Raw genomic sequence first — 16,318 nt, forward strand, 5'->3', positions numbered from 1 at the left:
GCTTGCCGTTCTCGTTCTCAAAAAACTGACCGTCAACACCGGCCTGCATGATGAAGGTATTGATGTCCTGATGCAGATCACCGGCCGTCGAACCGCTTTCCAGCCGGTTATGCGCGCCTTCGACACGACCCCAGATCGCAGCATTGCTGGCGGCGTCAGCCTGTGTTGCCGCCTGTGTTGCCGATTGTGTTGCCTGCTGGCCCAGATAGCGATCTCCCACCCGCTGTTGCAAGGTCGACAGACGATTGAGCGCCTGAAGCGTTGCGGTATAGGCTTCATAGATGGGTGCTGCCGCACTGTAACGCGGACCCGTTGGCGTTGTCGGGTCAGTCGGATCGGTTGGATTTGTGGGGTTTGTCGGATTGGTTGGATCTGTCGGGTTGGTCAGATTTGGCTTGGTGTTCTGGCTAACCAGATACCAGTTGCCATCATTGGGATCAGCCTTGCTGTTCTTCTGCAGCGTATAGGCATAGGCCGACGAGGTCATGAGCGCCTGCTGTCCATCTTTGGTGGTGTAATCGCCATTCAATGTAAACGTGCCATTCGACTGACCATTCACATCAACCACTTTGATGCCGTTGACCGTCTGAGCACCAAGGCCGCCACGATTGGTGACCTGAACCTTGGTAGTCCCGGATGTGTTGCCACTCACCTGAAGCTTGTCACTCACTGCATTATCGTCGGCCAACACCGTGTTGATCGCAAGCGTGCCGCCATTACCGGTGTAATTACCAGCTATGTTCAGCACGGTTCCGCCGGTGCCGCCAAAGTTAACGGCACCAGAGTTGGAAAGCGCTGCCATATTGGTGGAGAACCCACCCAGATCAATGGCCGAGCCATCAGCCACCGAATAGGCCGATGTTCCGCTGAAGGCGCCCTGTGCACCCTGAATGAGTTTTGCACCAGCAACGTTGGTATCACCCGAATAGGTGTTTGCGCCGTAAAGTGTCAGAGAGCTGGTGCTGGCCTGACTGAGTGTGAGGCCACCTGTGCCGGAGATCACGCCTGAGAAGTCATCATGCTGCATCTGATTGAGGGTAAGCGTGCCTGACCCGAGTGTAATATCACCGTCGCCCGTCATCCCGCCTGCAAGTCCGCCGATTGTCTCATTGAAGTTTGCAAGATCAAGCTTTGCACCCGACCCGATTGCAACCATGCCAGTACCAAATGCCGTATCGGCAATACCAGCCTGCGCTACACCTTTCTCAACGCTCAACCCACCGGAGAAGCTGTTATCACCCGCAAAGGTCGTGGTGCCGGCACCGCGCTGAACAACAGCACCTTCGCCACTGATCTGATTGGACAAGGTAAAGGCACCGGTTTTGTTGATTGCCAGTGTGCCGACACCATAACGCGTGCTGGCGAGTATGATATTGCTGGTTGCCACAAGGCTGCCGCCATCACCCAGCTCAAGCGTGCCTTCGGTGACTTTTGTGTCGCCGGTATAGGTGTTTGCACCTGTCAGCGCCAATGTGCCTGTACCTGACTTGGTGAGGCCTTCAGTTCCTTGGATTACGGAGGCGATGGTCGCTGTCATCGACGCGCTTTCAAGGGAGCCGTCGCCGACAATGATCAGCTGATCGCCTTGACCGGCAAGGGTGATAGTTCCACCTTCAATCCGATAGCCGTCCGTCATGAACTGCATGCCATTGACGCTTGGCGTGTAACCCGCATCAATCGTAACCGTACCAGCAGCACCTTCAAACACAGCAAAAGAATCCACGAGCCATGCGGAATTATTTTGACCGTCTTTATCCGTCCAGTTGTCGTCTGCCAGGCTCCATGTGCCATTACCGCCATCAATAACACCATCATTCTTCGGTCCTGTCCCATCCCAGTAGAAGAACTCCCGTCCACCTGTGTTCACCAGATTGACCTGATGATTGACAGCAGTCTGCAATGAATAATCACTGACATTGCCCTCTGCCACAGTTCCGATGGTCATGGTGTTTGCGGTCAAAGCACCGGAATAATCAAAAATGCGATAGACACCAATCGGTGTAACGCTGCCAGTCTGAACATTGAGCTGGCCGTTCAGAGCAAGATCGCCGGTCACATCAAAAAGCGCATCGTTCGACGGCCCACTATTAAGGGTCACATCGGTCTGGCTGCCTGTTGCAAGCGTTAAGCCGCTTTTAAACGCGAGCACCTGATTGGATTGCCCGAACAATGTGCCGCCATCAGCAACCGCAGCTGTACCGCCAATCGTGCCATTTCCGCCCAATGCACCGGTATTATTGACATTGACGGCACCACCAAGCGCGCCATCATCCAGTCGCAGCTGGCCTGCATTGACATTGGTCTGGCCAGTGAAGGCACTGCTGTCGCCGCTCAGCGCCAGTGTGCCAGTGCCAAGCTTGTTCAGCGCACCTGCACCGGTAAAGATGGTTGCCAGCGAGAATGTGTTATCAGCATCGGCAATATCAAATCCACCGCCATTTGCGCCCCAGTTGATTGTCCGCGTTGTGGTGTCAAAGATTGTGCCTGTCACCTGCAAGGTGCCGCCGTTGAAGTTCAGGGCGCCAGCAACACCACCAAGATTATCATCCTGACTGGCCGATATAGTACCGGCATTGAGATTGGTATCACCCGAATAGCTGTTGTCACCGCTCAGGGTCAGGGTACCTGTACCCATCTGCGTGAGCGAGCCGGTGCCGCTGATCACCTGAGATAAGGCTGTCGCATCGATATTGTTGACGACAAGGCTGGCATTATTGACGATGTCGCCTGCAATAAACCCGTCTGTAACACCATCACCCAGTTGCAGAACACCACCTGATATCGTCGTGTCGCCGGTATAAGTGTTTTGTGCGGTCATGATCAGCGTGCCGTCACCTGACTTGGTCAGACCGCCTTTGGCCTCAAGCGCATTGGCAAACACACCGCTGAAGGTCGCTGTCTTGGTATCATCGACAATAATCGTCCCGCCAGCAGACGTCAGTGTGGCAGTGCGGGCCGAACTCAGCGTATCTGTGAGCTTCAATGTGCCGCCCGTAAAGCGCAGATCGCCAGCCGCAGCGCCGAGATTATTGTCGGCTGCAACCGACAGAATACCAGCCGCAAGTTCTGTACCTCCGGTATAGGTGTTGGTGCCGGATAAGACCAATGTGCCTGCGCCAAGCTTGGTCAGCGAACCGCCACCAAGAAGTGCTTGGGAAACAGTGAATGTATTGCTGGCCTCAGCAATATCAAAGCCACCGCCGCCAGCACCCCACGTGATCGCCCGGGCCGTTGAGGTCATTGTCGTGCCGGTCACTTGCAGAGTCCCGCCATCAAATGTCAGTCCACCGGCCGCATCACCAAGCTTGCTATCCGCGGAAACCGAAAGCCTGCCACCCGAAAACACCGTTCCACCAGAATAGGTATTGTCGGCAGTCAGGATCGTGGTGCCTGAGCCAACACCCATGACATTGCCGGTGCCGGTGATGGTTTTATCATAGGTGTAACTACCCGAGCGACCAAACGCCAGCGTGCCTTTATTCGTGGCATCTGTCCCGGTGATGATATTGTCCGAGGCGAGACTGCCGGTAGCAGTATCATTACCGAATTGCAGCACCCCGCCGGTGATAGTCACGGCTCCGGTAAAACTGCTATCCGCAGTCAGAATGGCCGTGCCGGAAATCTGATTGATAACACCAATCGATGTGGTTGTTCCGTTGCTCATGGCAGGGCTGAACACATAATCCATGCCGGTATGATTGAAGTTGATTATACCCTCGGCGAACAGAGTTACACCGCCATCTGCGCTCACACTGCCGGGTGCTACCGCCGCATCACCAACTGCGGCACCGATGTTCAGTATGCCCGATGAACCGGCCAAACCAATTCCCAGTACAAGGCTTCTCGCGGATTGGAACGCCCCCCCATTGGAAACAGTGAGGGTGCCCGTTGGTGACGCATCATTGTTTATCCCGAGTGTAAGTGTTCCTTGTAAGGACTGGTCTTTGAAGACAGACCCGGCACCGTCAACAGTGGTTTTGCCGCCCAAAGTATAGCTAGTATTTGTACCTATTAGGTCGAACTCTCCGCCATCCAGCACGTTGAACCCGGATTGTTCTGTTGTCAGTATTGTTGTATTACTGTTGGAGAATTCCACAATAGAACCAATCCCAGTAGCTGTGAGTTTAGCACCAGTGAAAGAATTTGTTTTCGTGACTAGCTTCCCACCATCACTGATTTCAACAACAGCTCCAAGACTGTTATTGTTGCTATATCCAAATTTTCCCCCACCGTTACCACCGAGGATATTTAACACGGAGCCCAGGCCACTTACTTTCAAGGTGGACGGTGTTGCGACATTGGAACCCGAAGACAAATTTGATACTGTTACTTCAGCACCATCAAGTATATTCAGGCTTCCATTACCTCGACTTCTGTTATTATTTTCCCAGCCAATAAACAAAAAACTTCCGGCAGCGGTTATCAATTTTGAACCTTTGCCCGTCACTGTAACAGTTGGATTGTCTCCTGAAATGTAATCATAGGTTTGGACTGAATTACCGGTCCCGCTCAGGTTCAGCTGACCTCCATTCTGGATTGTCAAGTTGCCGCCTGTCAGCACTGTGTTGCCACCGCTGCCGACGGTGAGATATGCAGCCTGCGCGGTCTGCCCATCAATGACCGGTGCATTGGCAGACGTCGTTGCCGTCACTCTACCCGTCGTCGGCACGGCTCCCAAAGCCCAGTTTGTAGCCGTGAACCAGTCGGTACTGGTTGCGCCTGTCCAGGTGTCATCGGCTCTTGCCACGCCGCCTGATGCCAGCAGCACTTGCGCCAGCACAAGTGCTGACGCGGAATTGCGCAAAAGGTGTGGGCGTCTCGTACGAGAAGAAACGAAACGGGTGCGAGCGGTAACAATCATATTTTCAGGCAATGTGCATTTCCTTTTAGGAATAAATGTCCCATCAAAATAATTCTGCCTGAACGCTTAAGAGGCAGCCAGTCGGCGCCATTTCCACGTATTCAGGCCAAGTATTCATGCCATGCGTTTCGGCACAGGCGAGAAAGCCAATGCCGTTTGAATCAGTTTCGCATCAAGCAGCCTCGAACAGGACTTGCAGCCTTACGTCACTCCCGATCGCCACCGGCAATATGGAAGGCACGGAAGTGTTGTTTATGGCTGTGCGATGGAAATGATCATTCAAAGTGATGTTGGTCATTCGTTCCTCATGAAGTAATAAGATCAAGAAAATTATGTATAAGTAATATAGTATTTATTATTTTCGATTAAAGATCAGTAACGCATCGTTCGTAACAGTGTAATTTTAATAATTATTATCCGTTTAGTCAAACATAATAAAATGTGACAATTATTAATTACAAGTATATTATTTATTTATTACTTTAGCGCTTTACATGTTGAAATATGATAGATTAAATTTCGTTTATAAGAGAACATAACGCTGATACGACGAATCCCGGTATTGGCTCATGGCAGTGCTTCGGTGCGGCTTTTGCTGGAAAACGGACGTGGAAGGACTCCGCCCTCAGCGCCGTTCGGATTGGTTTCTGCCCAGCTTTGGTCGCTTGTCTGTCTGGTAGCCGGCTTCTGCAAGATCGCCCCTCTGCTCGCACAGCTACCGTTTTCCACGAGGCAAGGATACAGCAGCGAAGGACGCGCGGAATGAGGGTAAGCCGGAGAAAACGCCATGACTGTCAATGCAAACACCGCTCGCTTTGATATTGGCTGCGCAATGAGTGAAGACAAAATGCGGGGGCTTGCGTCGTCAGTCTTTGCTGTCACTGCGCATGAAAGCCGTTCCGAGCGCTTCAGGCCTATTTGGTTTGCCCCCATCGGGTGGTCCGGGTTTAATGTTCATGTATGCTCGGCCCGAGCGCCGCTTCCGGAGTTGAAGCCGGTCTATTTTGTCGAAGCCACACGGTGGCCTCGGGTGTTGGAGGTTTGTAGTTCAGTGACGAATGCGGGCGCGCAGTGTTGTGATGTTGTCGCCAGCCTTCGATGATGATCTTTGCTTCCTTAAGCGTATAGAGATTTCTCCGTTGAGCAGTTCATCACGGAGTCTGGCATTGAAGCTTTCGCAATAGGCGTTCTCTCATGGGCTGCCCAGCACGATGTAAGCTGTATTGGCGCCGACAAGCGCAGTCACTGTACTGCGCGACGTGCAGGACAGCGTTGAGAATTGCTTTAAAATGTTCGTTGGAGCTTTGTTCAGTCCTGCCAAGCAGCCGTCCTGTTAAGGATGGACTTTTAATCGTGCCAATGGACATAGCATGCTTCTGATATGATGTGATGCCAAACGACGTTTGTTGTTGCATAGAAAGTGTTGGCTTCATCAGAAGCGAGCTCGGCGTTAGTGATAGCCTTGTCTGTTGCTATATATGTGGCACCACCCAATGGGGTATAATCGCCGTCCCATTTACCATGGAAATTATCGATAGCGTGTATCAAACCAGCCACTTGGCCGTCGTGACCCTTAATACCCCCATCTGTGTCTTTGTGGGGCTTCTAGCCACCCATCGCTCAGAATTAGAACCTATCAGTGACATTGAGAGCTTCCAGTAACTTAAAGCCCATCTTTCATTGCCAGCATCATAGGTTGCGATGACAACCATAGGCCCCCAACGGTGGGCATGTCACGGTTACATCAGCCCACTTAGCATATCGCTCAAACGTCCTATGCCGCCACTCGTTGTAACCGAGCGGGATAGATGCCCACCTCAAGGGTCTGTAGAGGTAGGTCTATTTGCACCCCCTAATTTATGACAGTTAAATAAAAATATAAAATCGAATAAAAATAATCGTTATTCTTTAAACGAGGAATCTAACGATGCTAGATAATAGTATAGAAGATACATACACGTATATATACGACGTAAGGGCAATTTTCTCCAGTAATAGCGCTGAAACAAGCGCATTTCCTGTCAGATACCTAACGTCAAAAAAAATAAAAATTGTAATATCATCCACTTATGTAGATGGAGGTAATCCTGCACCCAATCTCGGCATTATTCTGCAACTCAATCCTCCTGCTGATGTGCTTGTAGTTTTCGATGATAAAGGAGAGCATGTAGAAAGCTTTGAAGAAGGAAGGTATAATTTAAAAACAGGGGTCGATGGCAGTGTTATTTTATATCTCGCCAGTCCGCATAATATATATCAGAATATTCAGGTATACTCACAGAAATATGGTTCTTCTTCTCCAACCGAGTGTGTAATATTTTTCGGCGACAGTACGACTATTTCAACAGATATGCCCGCGCCTTTCGTCGATTTGAACGATCAAAACTCGCTGGATATACCAACTGATTCTCCATACTTTAATGTCCATTTTCCAGTTTTAAATGACGATATAGATCCAGATGCCTTTAGTTGTGTCATTAGTACAAATTCTTGCTACTTCACAAAACAAAATTATTCATCCGCACTATTGCCTCAAGGAGTGCAAGTACCGTCCGCTTATCTGAATACCGTGGAAGATAATGAAATTTATTACTTTATAGAGAATAATACGGCGGGTGGTGGATTAACCTCGGATAAGCTCATTTTTCAAGCTAAAGGAATACCTTATAAACACCCGTCAATTGGTCCGTGGCAAAACCGCACCTTGAAATCACGCCCCCTTCTCAATGAAGGACAAACTGCCATCACTCCAAGCAATATCTCTGATATTAAATTCAAACTGAAAAATATACCGGAATCAAGCGGAGGCTATACATTCAGAACTGGTGATTCTGTAACTTTTACCATGTTTATAAATGGATACTTCGCGGGATCCAACGTACAAAAGAACAATGTATTTGAGCTGCCCCCTATCATTATTGAGGACCCTTGCCCCGAGAATATATGTATATCACTACCGGCCAATATTCTGGCAGGTTATGGGTCTAATCAAAGTCACTCTCCAGGCAGATATGAGATCGATTACGTCGTTAAACCTGAGAACAGCGCCGATAAGAGTACATGGTCCCGTCCTACGGCCTGGTTGAAGGGTGCTATCACCACGTCAATATGATTTGAGCAGTCTGGGATAGTGTGTGGAGCTGCGTGGGTAGAAAATCTGCGCTTTCGAAATATATTCGCCGAAGTCAGTTTCCACCAACCTTATCATTGAGGTCATAACGCAACAGTTACAATTCTCACTGAGCTTCAAGTTTTCGGATTTGAAGCTTACAGAAAGGGCATGCTGCACTCAAGGTTATGCTGTTAGGGTGGCAGCGCCTATTCTCATAGAATTTGCGCTGCCTTGTGTCTTGATAATGGGCGGCGCTGGGATGAGTGATCTTTGCTATCCAAGGTGAAAGATACGGTTTTCCCTGTGCAGTTGGGAGGGTCTTTTCGCGCGAAAATCCTTTGCTAACAATGCCACGATATCAGGAGCAAATTGGTCCATACATGAAATTTTGACAAGTTATTAAGAACGAAGAGCTGGCTCATGGCGGCGTCAACTATACGACAGAGTTTGTACAATCGGCCGGTAAAATGCGAACGATGGTCACAACTACAATAGCCGTCAATACGGTTTTATCAAGAAACAATAAAAACACCAGGTATTGTCCAATACCTGGTGTTTTTATTGTTTACATAAAATATCGTCAATCCTGTTACTTGGATCATGATGAATTTACGCCAGAATTACAAAATAACCCCGGTACTATCCTCCGATAGTCACAAAAGGAACGTTTATGAGAAGGGAGCGGCCGGCGGCTTTGATTAATCTCTAGTAAAATCTATCCTGACAGGTACTATGCCATTGGAAAAATTTACCCCATAGATAACGTCGAAATCATCTTGTATGTGGATCGCGAATGAGCGTAGCTGACCTGTTCCTTTTGGAAGGCTAATGCGGCATTCTTCCAGTACATCGAAAGTTACGGTACTGATGGGTGTAACGTGCAGCTCCCCCAACGGAGTGGATGTGACATAGAACAGAAGTTGCCTCAGGGAATCCAGAACCAGGTAATTGAAAGATTCCAATTCTCCGTTTACGTCTATAGATTGGGTAATGTAGTTTTCGTTGGTGTCCAAAGCGAGAATTTTTCTTTTTCCATCGACCGTTAAAATGGGTATGAATAATAATCCATTTACAGTATCCAGAATAGTTTTATCACCATACATAATTCCCTTATCTGGTATGTTAATGTATTGTATCTGTGGTGATGCAGTTAAAGTAGAAAAGTATCCTATTATGCTCTCTTGAGTAGGAATGAAATAGCAGGTTTGAGTACGGTTATCGATTGTCAACGACTCAATAGAATTGTAATTAGTTGTTACGTTATATTCGAACTGTCCTGATTGAAATGCGCTGATAGACCCCTTTCCCTCGTTCACTGCAAAAGCGAAAATTTTCTTTTGCAGTGAATCGTATGCGTTTGAATAAAAACGGGCGTGCGCTTCTGTAGGCAGTATTTTGGAGTATATGGGAATCGACGGGCTGCCAGTCAGTTTAGATTTAACGATACAGCTTGTTCCTTTTCCATCGTCTGTCACGCTAACAAATAGAAAATCATCCAGATCGCTAAACGAGAATGGGTAGGATCTATCTGCTTCTGACGCATAGAACATGTCTGACTTGACATCATATATATAAGGATCAGCTATATTTATCTTTGCGAGGCCGCGGGGAGGATTAGTCGGAGAATGCATGTCAGTCCAACCATGTGATAATACGTACAAGTATTTATACTTATTATCACAAAGCAAAAATGTCGGGTCTTTTACCGGAGATTCAATAGGATCTAGTGGAGTCAATGTTATTGATTTAATCGCCATGATTTTATGTCTCAGGTTAAGCTTACAAGTTAATTATCGTTAATTGAAAATATAACGATTTCTCTTTTGTATTCTACGAATCCAATGGGTGCCGCACTTTTCTATAAGTGATTGGTTTGGTATATTGACGGCGAATAGCACCAAGTTGAGCCTCGTTGATGCAACAGTTGTCACAGGCTCTGTTTCGTCTGAATTTTGTGCTTTGGCTTGGTGAAAAATGCAGCAGATGCACACTCAACCAGGAAGTTTATTACCAAACTTTGGGTGGAGAAACGGCATATTTCCCCGCACCAGAGAACTGATTTCGACGCATTTGGGGACTGTTTTTGCAAAGTTGTCTTCATTGCGTATCAGAAATTCGATTGCTCTTGGGTAATCCGTTAGGCAAAACTCAAATGTGAATTTAACCTAACGGAAGTTGAAGCAGAACCGATAGTAATCTGTTGAAATTAAATGTTTATCGGACTTTTAGTGGCGTTAGAGGCACTCCGCTATTCAATGAACGCTGGACTTCAACGAGGATCCGACCGTTCACAGACCACTTATGTCATTAGTTAATCGGGATTATTTAAGCGTGTATTGATAGCTTCTATGGCCTGTACAAGAGCATAGAGCTGACTTCCATTAATCGCATCTGTTGAATTTCCATCGATTCTACCGGCTGCGAGATTGGTTAGCGTTCTTGTCATGCGGTTTGTTGTGTAATTTCCGATGCTAAAGGTGGCTTGTGGGTTCGAGCCAGCGAACTGATATATATTGCCAGAGATGTTAATTTGAGGCGTACTGATCTGCGGTGCAGTAACACTCGCGGACCCTAATGCGACGCTATATAGGTCCGAGGACCTGCTATTCTGGCCCATCGCGGTGCTGCCAACGCCACTTGCCATGCTGTCCTGACCGATTGCGACACTGTTGTCGGCTACGGCATTGCTATTGTGGCCTACTGCGAGGCTGAAATGCCCTTCAGTGGTGCTCGCTGCTCCGATTGCAGTGCTGAGATCTCCAGATGCTGCGCTGCCTTGACCTATGGCAATTCCGTCCTCTCCTGTAGCTCTGCTGCCCTGGCCGGCTGCAATGCTGAAGTCACCTGAAGCCGAACTTGCCTGACCCGTTGCGGTGCTGTTGATCCCATTTGCAGTGCTACCATAGCCCAGTGCGGTACTATTGGCAGCTGACGCAATGCTACCCTGACCCAAAGCGGAGCTGTTGACACCACTCGCCACACCATTTGCACCTATCGCGGTGCTGCCAACATTTGAAGCATTGCTGTTCATGCCAAAAGCTATGCTGTTGCTGCCCGTGGCTGCACTTGCGACACCGATGGTGGTACTGCCGCTACTCGTTGCTTTTGCGCCGTACCCGATAGCAACGGTTTTGGAAGCCCCAGCGAGGCTCGTCGCACCATAGGATGAACTGCTGTCGGCGGAAGCAGCACTGCCCTGGCCGATTGCAATGCTGCTGGCTCCTGCCGCGTTTACATTCGCACCTACCGCAATGCTGTTGGCTCCTGAAACGTTTGCAAACATACCTACCGCAATGCTGTAGTCTCCTTCCACGTAAATATTGGAACCTACCGCAGTGCTGTTGGCTCCTCTCACGAGCGTACTGGCGCCTACCGCAGTGCTGTAGTCCCCCTCTGCGATCGCCATGCCTCCTGCCGCAGTGCCGTAGGCACCATAGGCTTTGGCGCCAGTGCCGATGGCGGTGCTCACAGTGCTTTGTGCTTGGGTGTTCGTTCCTAAGGCATTGCTAAATGCGCCTTCGGCAAGACTTCCACTCCCTATCGCTGTAGCGCGCATACCGGACGCAGTGCTATTCGCGCCATAAGCCGAGGAGTAGTATGCCGAAGCGATGCTGTTGAGACCGTAGGCCGTGTTGTTTGAAGTCTCATCGAGAGCTGTTGTAGAGCTGCTGTTTTCCGAATTCTGTTTTGGATCTTTGTTTGGCTGTGAATTATCTTGAGTCATATCGATATTATACCTTTATTTTATGAAGGATGCCGTGGGGCTTATCAAATTATTGTATTGTTGCCGGCAGTCCGAGATCAATACCGATCTGCTGCTATTAATACTAAATAGTGAAGCACAAATTAGCCTAATGTACCTATTAGAACTTAATATTTCAGCTATAATAGTCGAATTATAAATAAATATTTTGACTATTTATGAGGATTGTGGCAGGCGATGACATAAGTATATTTCTTCGAGAAAATAACATTGCCATCGCCATCATATAATTATGTAATTATATAAAATAATAATTGTATTTTTAACATAAGTTAATATGTGACTAATCACATGAAATTAACAATACTCTAATACGCCAAATTTAATTTGAATTTACTGTATATATATTTCCTTTAAGCCAATTAACTGGGCGCCCCCAGGTATTTTCTTCCCCGCCACCTTGTGGCTTAACAACATAATCTACCTCAAATTTGCCCGCTGTGTTCTGCTGGTTTTGCCCGAACCCTTCTAAAAAGTTCGAAGGGACTTGCATACTGATGCTTGCGGGGCAAATTGCCGGAATAGTGATCGCCGGTAAATCGAATACAGTGGCCTTTTTTGTGTTGGACCGGGCATAATATCCGTTAATATACATGGTGAATATGACCACATCACCGGCGTTATAAGTTGTTGTACCTCCGCCCTCGGAATTGTTCTTCAGATGCATGGTTATGTATGAACTGTTACTCGGGGTGATCGAAGTCTGCCCCTGATTCATGCCAGGGCGTGCAGTCAGGTTGCGGGGCTGATCGGGGTTAACAATCGGATGAATATAAGGTGTGCCTACAGCTTTAAAGCTCAACGTAGGCGAGGTTAGAACACTAGATCCCATATCATTCTGGAGAAAATAGGCAATTTCATTATCTTTATCGGTAGTTAGATATGCGGATGGTATCTTCATTCCTATGGATTCGAGAACTTGCGTATAATCCTCCACGTAAAAATTGACGGAATTAATGATAGCGATACAGGTGTATCCCTGCGGATCCGTCAGAACATCTGCCGCTATCAGGTTCATATAAAAAAATGGACTAATAGTTGGTATTTCGAGTATATTGTTTGCGTTCAGTGGAACGGATGGGGCCGGTATAGCAGTTGTTGCCTGTGTGTAGTCGCCAACATATATAGTGTAAGAAATTGGTTCCGAGCTAGCATTTCTTACAGAATATGGCTCTATTTTATGATACGCATCAGCGAAGCCGGCGAAATAAACCGTGACATTTCCTGTGTTATCCGTCGTAAATGGATAGAGACCTTCTCCGTTGGGGTCTTGGGATTCTCCATTTACATCAAAAAGAGTGACAGTAGCAGGAGGAGGGTTTATCTGAACAATTACGTCTACATTTGGCGCAGCTTTATCCTCATCTTTATATGTAGATGAAAGGGTCATCTTTATTCTTTTAGCTGTTGCGTATAGGACAGGCTTAGGACTCACAGGGACGTTGCTAGTATCAAACGTTGCAGTTACTTCGTAAATATAATTGGGCCCGGCATCTGTGATATCCAGATTTTCAATCGTATTCATAGCAAATTTCCTTATGTTAAATTAACGATTGTATTATATTTAACGCTGTAGATTTTGGTATCTGTCATAGATGTCGGGTTGGATCAGATTATATTCACTCTACCTTGTATATCAGGCCTATAGGCATTGTGAATTTACCGCACGAGTGGACATTGCTGCATTTATAGGGCTGTCAGTCATCGGAATTTAATAACGGGATTTGCTGCGGGACGAGCCTGGAAGCTATGCCGGGTCGAAATTATTCCAAAGAGCACTGATCCTTTGCTCAAGCGCAGATCTGGTTCGGCTGGATTGTAAGGCGCTTGAATGCGTGTTCCAGATGGGTCTCGATTGTTCAGCCGAGGTAAGTGGCTCAACGGTATAAAGTTTATCGGCTAAACCAAAATCCGGTTGTTGTTTGACATAATTCTGGGCACAGACTGAGCGCGCGTTATTCGATAGGCTGTCTGATCTGTTCCCATCGCGTCGAATATCCAAAACGTCGATCCAAAAGGATCAACGTTTTGATTTTTACAATTTTATAGAGCATCCGCAGCCAGAACGGCCTTCGGCTCCAGAAATGCTTCCAGACCGAATGCTCCAAACTCGCGGCCCACGCCGGAGTGTTTGAAGCCACCAAAGGGGGCTTGTGGGTCCATCGGCTTTTCGTTGATGACAATGCGGCCTGCTTCAAGCTGGCGTGCGACCCGACGCATACGGTCCGCGTTCGTACCCAGAATATATGAAGCAAGACCGTATTCAGTGTCGTTTGCAATGGCAATTGCCTCATCGTCATCGCGATAGGAAATCACGGTCAGGACCGGGCCGAAAATTTCTTCACGTGCGATGCGCATCTCATTGGTAACACCTATGAAAACTGTGGGGCGCACGAACCATCCGCGAGCGACGCCATCTGGCCGACCCTCACCACCCACGAGCACTTGCGCACCTTCTTCGTGACCCAGGCGAATATAGGACTGCACGCGCTCCCATTGTTTTGCACTGACCATGGGACCAATCTCCGAAGAGGGATCGCTGGAGGGACCGGCTTTCACTGCTGAAACGGCATCGCGAAGGCGCTCCGTTACGGTTTCGAGCTGGTGTGCCGGTACAAGCAATCTCGTTCCGGCAATGCAGGCCTGCCCGCTGTTGCGAAACGCCGAAGCCAGAATATTCGGGATTGCCTCATCCAGATTGGCATCATCTAGAAGGATCTGTGGCCCCTTACCACCGAGTTCCAACGTGACACGTTTGAAGGTCTCGGCAGCGCTGCGCAGAATAGACTTGCCGGTCGCGGTTGAGCCGGTGAAAGTGATTTTCGCAACATCCGGGCTTTCGCTCAACTCTGTTCCCACCACATGGCCATATCCATTGACCACATTAAACACGCCTTTCGGCAGTCCAGCCTCATGCAAGGCTTCCAGCACCGCCTGGGTTTGAATTGCACTCATTTCCGAGGGTTTGATGACTATGGTCGTGCCCGCAGCAATCGCTGTGGCGAGCTTGGTACAGATAAAGCTGATATTGCTGTTCCACGGTGTGATGGCCACGGCCACACCCACGGGTTCCATGATTACTTCAGTGTTGCCGATCCGGCGACTGAACGGGTAATTAGCGACAGTTTTAGCCGCTTCCTCAAAGACCTGTGCGGCATGCGGAATTGCAAAGCCCAGGAATGATTGCGGTGCGCCGTATTCTTCTGCCATCGCTGCATATAGTGCATCGTGCTTTGCGGCAACGGCGTCACGCAGTGCGTAGAGCATGGCAATGCGCTCTTCGGGTGTCGTGCGGCGCATAGCGGGAAACGCGCGCTTGGCGGCAGCGATTGCCATCCGCGCGTCCTGAGCATCCCCAAGCCGGACTTCACCGATCTTTTCTTCAGTGGCTGGGTTGAAAAGTGCAAAGCTTTCCGCACCATGCGGTGTGACGAAGGCTCCATCGATATAGATATGGTCAATGATTTTCATCGTTCAGTCTCCTGTTTGACTTCAACAGGGATATACAACTCCGTACGTGACAAGATAAGATCATCAATGAGCAACACGTTGATGAGGAAAATTGCGCAATGAAGGTGAGCTTTGCGGAACTTGAAGCCGTAACCACCGTCGCACGGCTTGGTGGATTTCGTTCTGCGGCGCGGGAGCTGGGCGTTTCATCTTCTGCACTCAGTCACGCGGTCGCAACGCTTGAAGCGCGAATAGCGGTTCGCCTTTTCAACCGCACAACGCGGTCAATTGCGCTTACCTCTGCAGGTGAAGCCTTTGTTGCAGACGTGATGCCGGCACTTGCGGCCATTGACGGTGCGCTGGAAAGGGCCACTTATTCGCAGGCCAAGCCGACAGGCACCCTGCGCATTAACACGTCCATCGGAGCAGCAAGAATGCTGATGCAGCCCTTGCTGCTGGAATATCTGCGCCGTTATCCAGACATGACGGTGGAAGTCGTCACCGAAGGGGCATTGGTTGATATCATTGGCCAAGGCTTCGATGCCGGTTTCAGGCTTGCGGAGGCCGTCCCTCCTGACATGATTGCCGTCTCGGTAATCCGGCAGGCACGTATGGTGGTGGTTGGTTCTCCGGAATATTTTACGGGCAGAACCCTGCCGCAACAGCCTGCTGATCTGGGTAATCACCGATGCATACGTGCGCGTATGGCAAGCGGGCGTATTTACCACTGGGAGTTTTCACGTCACGGCGAGAACGTGGAGATTGACGTGCCCGGTGTGCTCGTACTGGATGAAAGCGGACTGATGCTGGAGGCTGCACTTGCAGGTGCTGGTCTCGCGTTTCTTTCGGATTTCGCTACCCGTGAACATGTTGCTGCGGGGCGTCTCATTCAGGTTCTCGACGACTGGACCCCGCCCTATGAGGGGCTCTATCTCTATTATTCCGGACGTCGTCATGTCCCGGCAAAGCTTCGCGCTTTGATTGACCTCGTCAAGGAAATTCGCTTCGACAGATGAATAGGTCGTGTGATGGCCTTTAAGCTTGTGGTTCGGCCATTTTCATTTGCAGCATTACCTGGTTAGCGCATTGACCTTTTATAGCGTTGTCATCTAAGCAACGCTGCGTTCCTCCG

7 protein-coding genes and 1 pseudogene are annotated in these 16,318 nt (G+C 48.9%); 2 read left to right on the forward strand and 6 right to left on the reverse strand.

Features of this window, described 5'->3' with window-relative positions; translation table 11 throughout:
* Together CEV32_RS00365 and CEV32_RS00375 are read right to left on the reverse strand one after the other, a co-directional pair.
* The coding region (locus CEV32_RS00365) for an autotransporter-associated beta strand repeat-containing protein (protein WP_143128769.1) at nucleotides 1-4,873 on the reverse strand (4,873 nt) is incomplete at its 3' end.
* A gap of 935 nt (nucleotides 4,874-5,808) precedes the next feature.
* A pseudogene (locus tag CEV32_RS00375) lies at nucleotides 5,809-6,101 on the reverse strand (integrase core domain-containing protein); the annotation flags it as partial.
* Between the two features lie 687 nt (nucleotides 6,102-6,788).
* On the opposite strand from CEV32_RS00375, the gene CEV32_RS00380 reads away from it, so the two are divergent.
* Nucleotides 6,789-7,973, forward strand: a complete 1,185-nt coding sequence (locus CEV32_RS00380; protein ID WP_094573460.1) for a hypothetical protein — start codon at nucleotides 6,789-6,791, stop codon at nucleotides 7,971-7,973.
* 698 nt (nucleotides 7,974-8,671) lie between these two features.
* Here the strand turns inward: CEV32_RS00380 and CEV32_RS00385 are convergent.
* The 4 genes from CEV32_RS00385 to CEV32_RS00400 form a co-directional block, all read right to left on the reverse strand.
* Nucleotides 8,672-9,730 carry a hypothetical protein gene (locus tag CEV32_RS00385; RefSeq protein WP_094573461.1) on the reverse strand — a complete coding sequence of 353 codons (1,059 nt, stop codon included), beginning with the start codon at nucleotides 9,728-9,730 and terminating at the stop codon, nucleotides 8,672-8,674.
* 554 nt (nucleotides 9,731-10,284) lie between these two features.
* Nucleotides 10,285-11,697, reverse strand: a complete 1,413-nt coding sequence (locus CEV32_RS00390; protein WP_094573462.1) for a hypothetical protein — start codon at nucleotides 11,695-11,697, stop codon at nucleotides 10,285-10,287.
* 361 nt (nucleotides 11,698-12,058) lie between these two features.
* Nucleotides 12,059-13,261, reverse strand: coding sequence for a hypothetical protein (locus CEV32_RS00395; protein WP_094573463.1), 1,203 nt, complete (start codon nucleotides 13,259-13,261; stop codon nucleotides 12,059-12,061).
* 518 nt (nucleotides 13,262-13,779) lie between these two features.
* Nucleotides 13,780-15,207 (reverse strand): aldehyde dehydrogenase family protein, encoded by a 1,428-nt coding sequence (locus CEV32_RS00400; protein ID WP_094573464.1) that lies wholly within the window; start codon nucleotides 15,205-15,207, stop codon nucleotides 13,780-13,782.
* A 98-nt stretch (nucleotides 15,208-15,305) separates the two neighbouring features.
* Between CEV32_RS00400 and CEV32_RS00405 the strand changes: the two genes are divergently transcribed.
* Nucleotides 15,306-16,202 carry a LysR family transcriptional regulator gene (locus tag CEV32_RS00405; protein ID WP_094573465.1) on the forward strand — a complete coding sequence of 299 codons (897 nt, stop codon included), beginning with the start codon at nucleotides 15,306-15,308 and terminating at the stop codon, nucleotides 16,200-16,202.
* Nucleotides 16,203-16,318: the final 116 nt, after the last annotated feature.

This window comes from Brucella rhizosphaerae (genome assembly GCF_002252475.1).
In the GTDB taxonomy this organism is placed as follows: domain Bacteria; phylum Pseudomonadota; class Alphaproteobacteria; order Rhizobiales; family Rhizobiaceae; genus Brucella; species Brucella rhizosphaerae.

Excerpts from the sequence above, each read along its gene's own strand:
- CEV32_RS00380 (WP_094573460.1), top strand. The coding sequence starts at position 6,789 with ATGCTAGATAATAGTATAGAAGATACATACACGTATATATACGACGTA.
- CEV32_RS00385 (WP_094573461.1), bottom strand. The coding sequence starts at position 9,730 with ATGGCGATTAAATCAATAACATTGACTCCACTAGATCCTATTGAATCT.
- CEV32_RS00390 (WP_094573462.1), bottom strand. The coding sequence starts at position 11,697 with ATGACTCAAGATAATTCACAGCCAAACAAAGATCCAAAACAGAATTCG.
- CEV32_RS00395 (WP_094573463.1), bottom strand. The coding sequence starts at position 13,261 with ATGAATACGATTGAAAATCTGGATATCACAGATGCCGGGCCCAATTAT.
- CEV32_RS00400 (WP_094573464.1), bottom strand. The coding sequence starts at position 15,207 with ATGAAAATCATTGACCATATCTATATCGATGGAGCCTTCGTCACACCG.
- CEV32_RS00405 (WP_094573465.1), top strand. The coding sequence starts at position 15,306 with ATGAAGGTGAGCTTTGCGGAACTTGAAGCCGTAACCACCGTCGCACGG.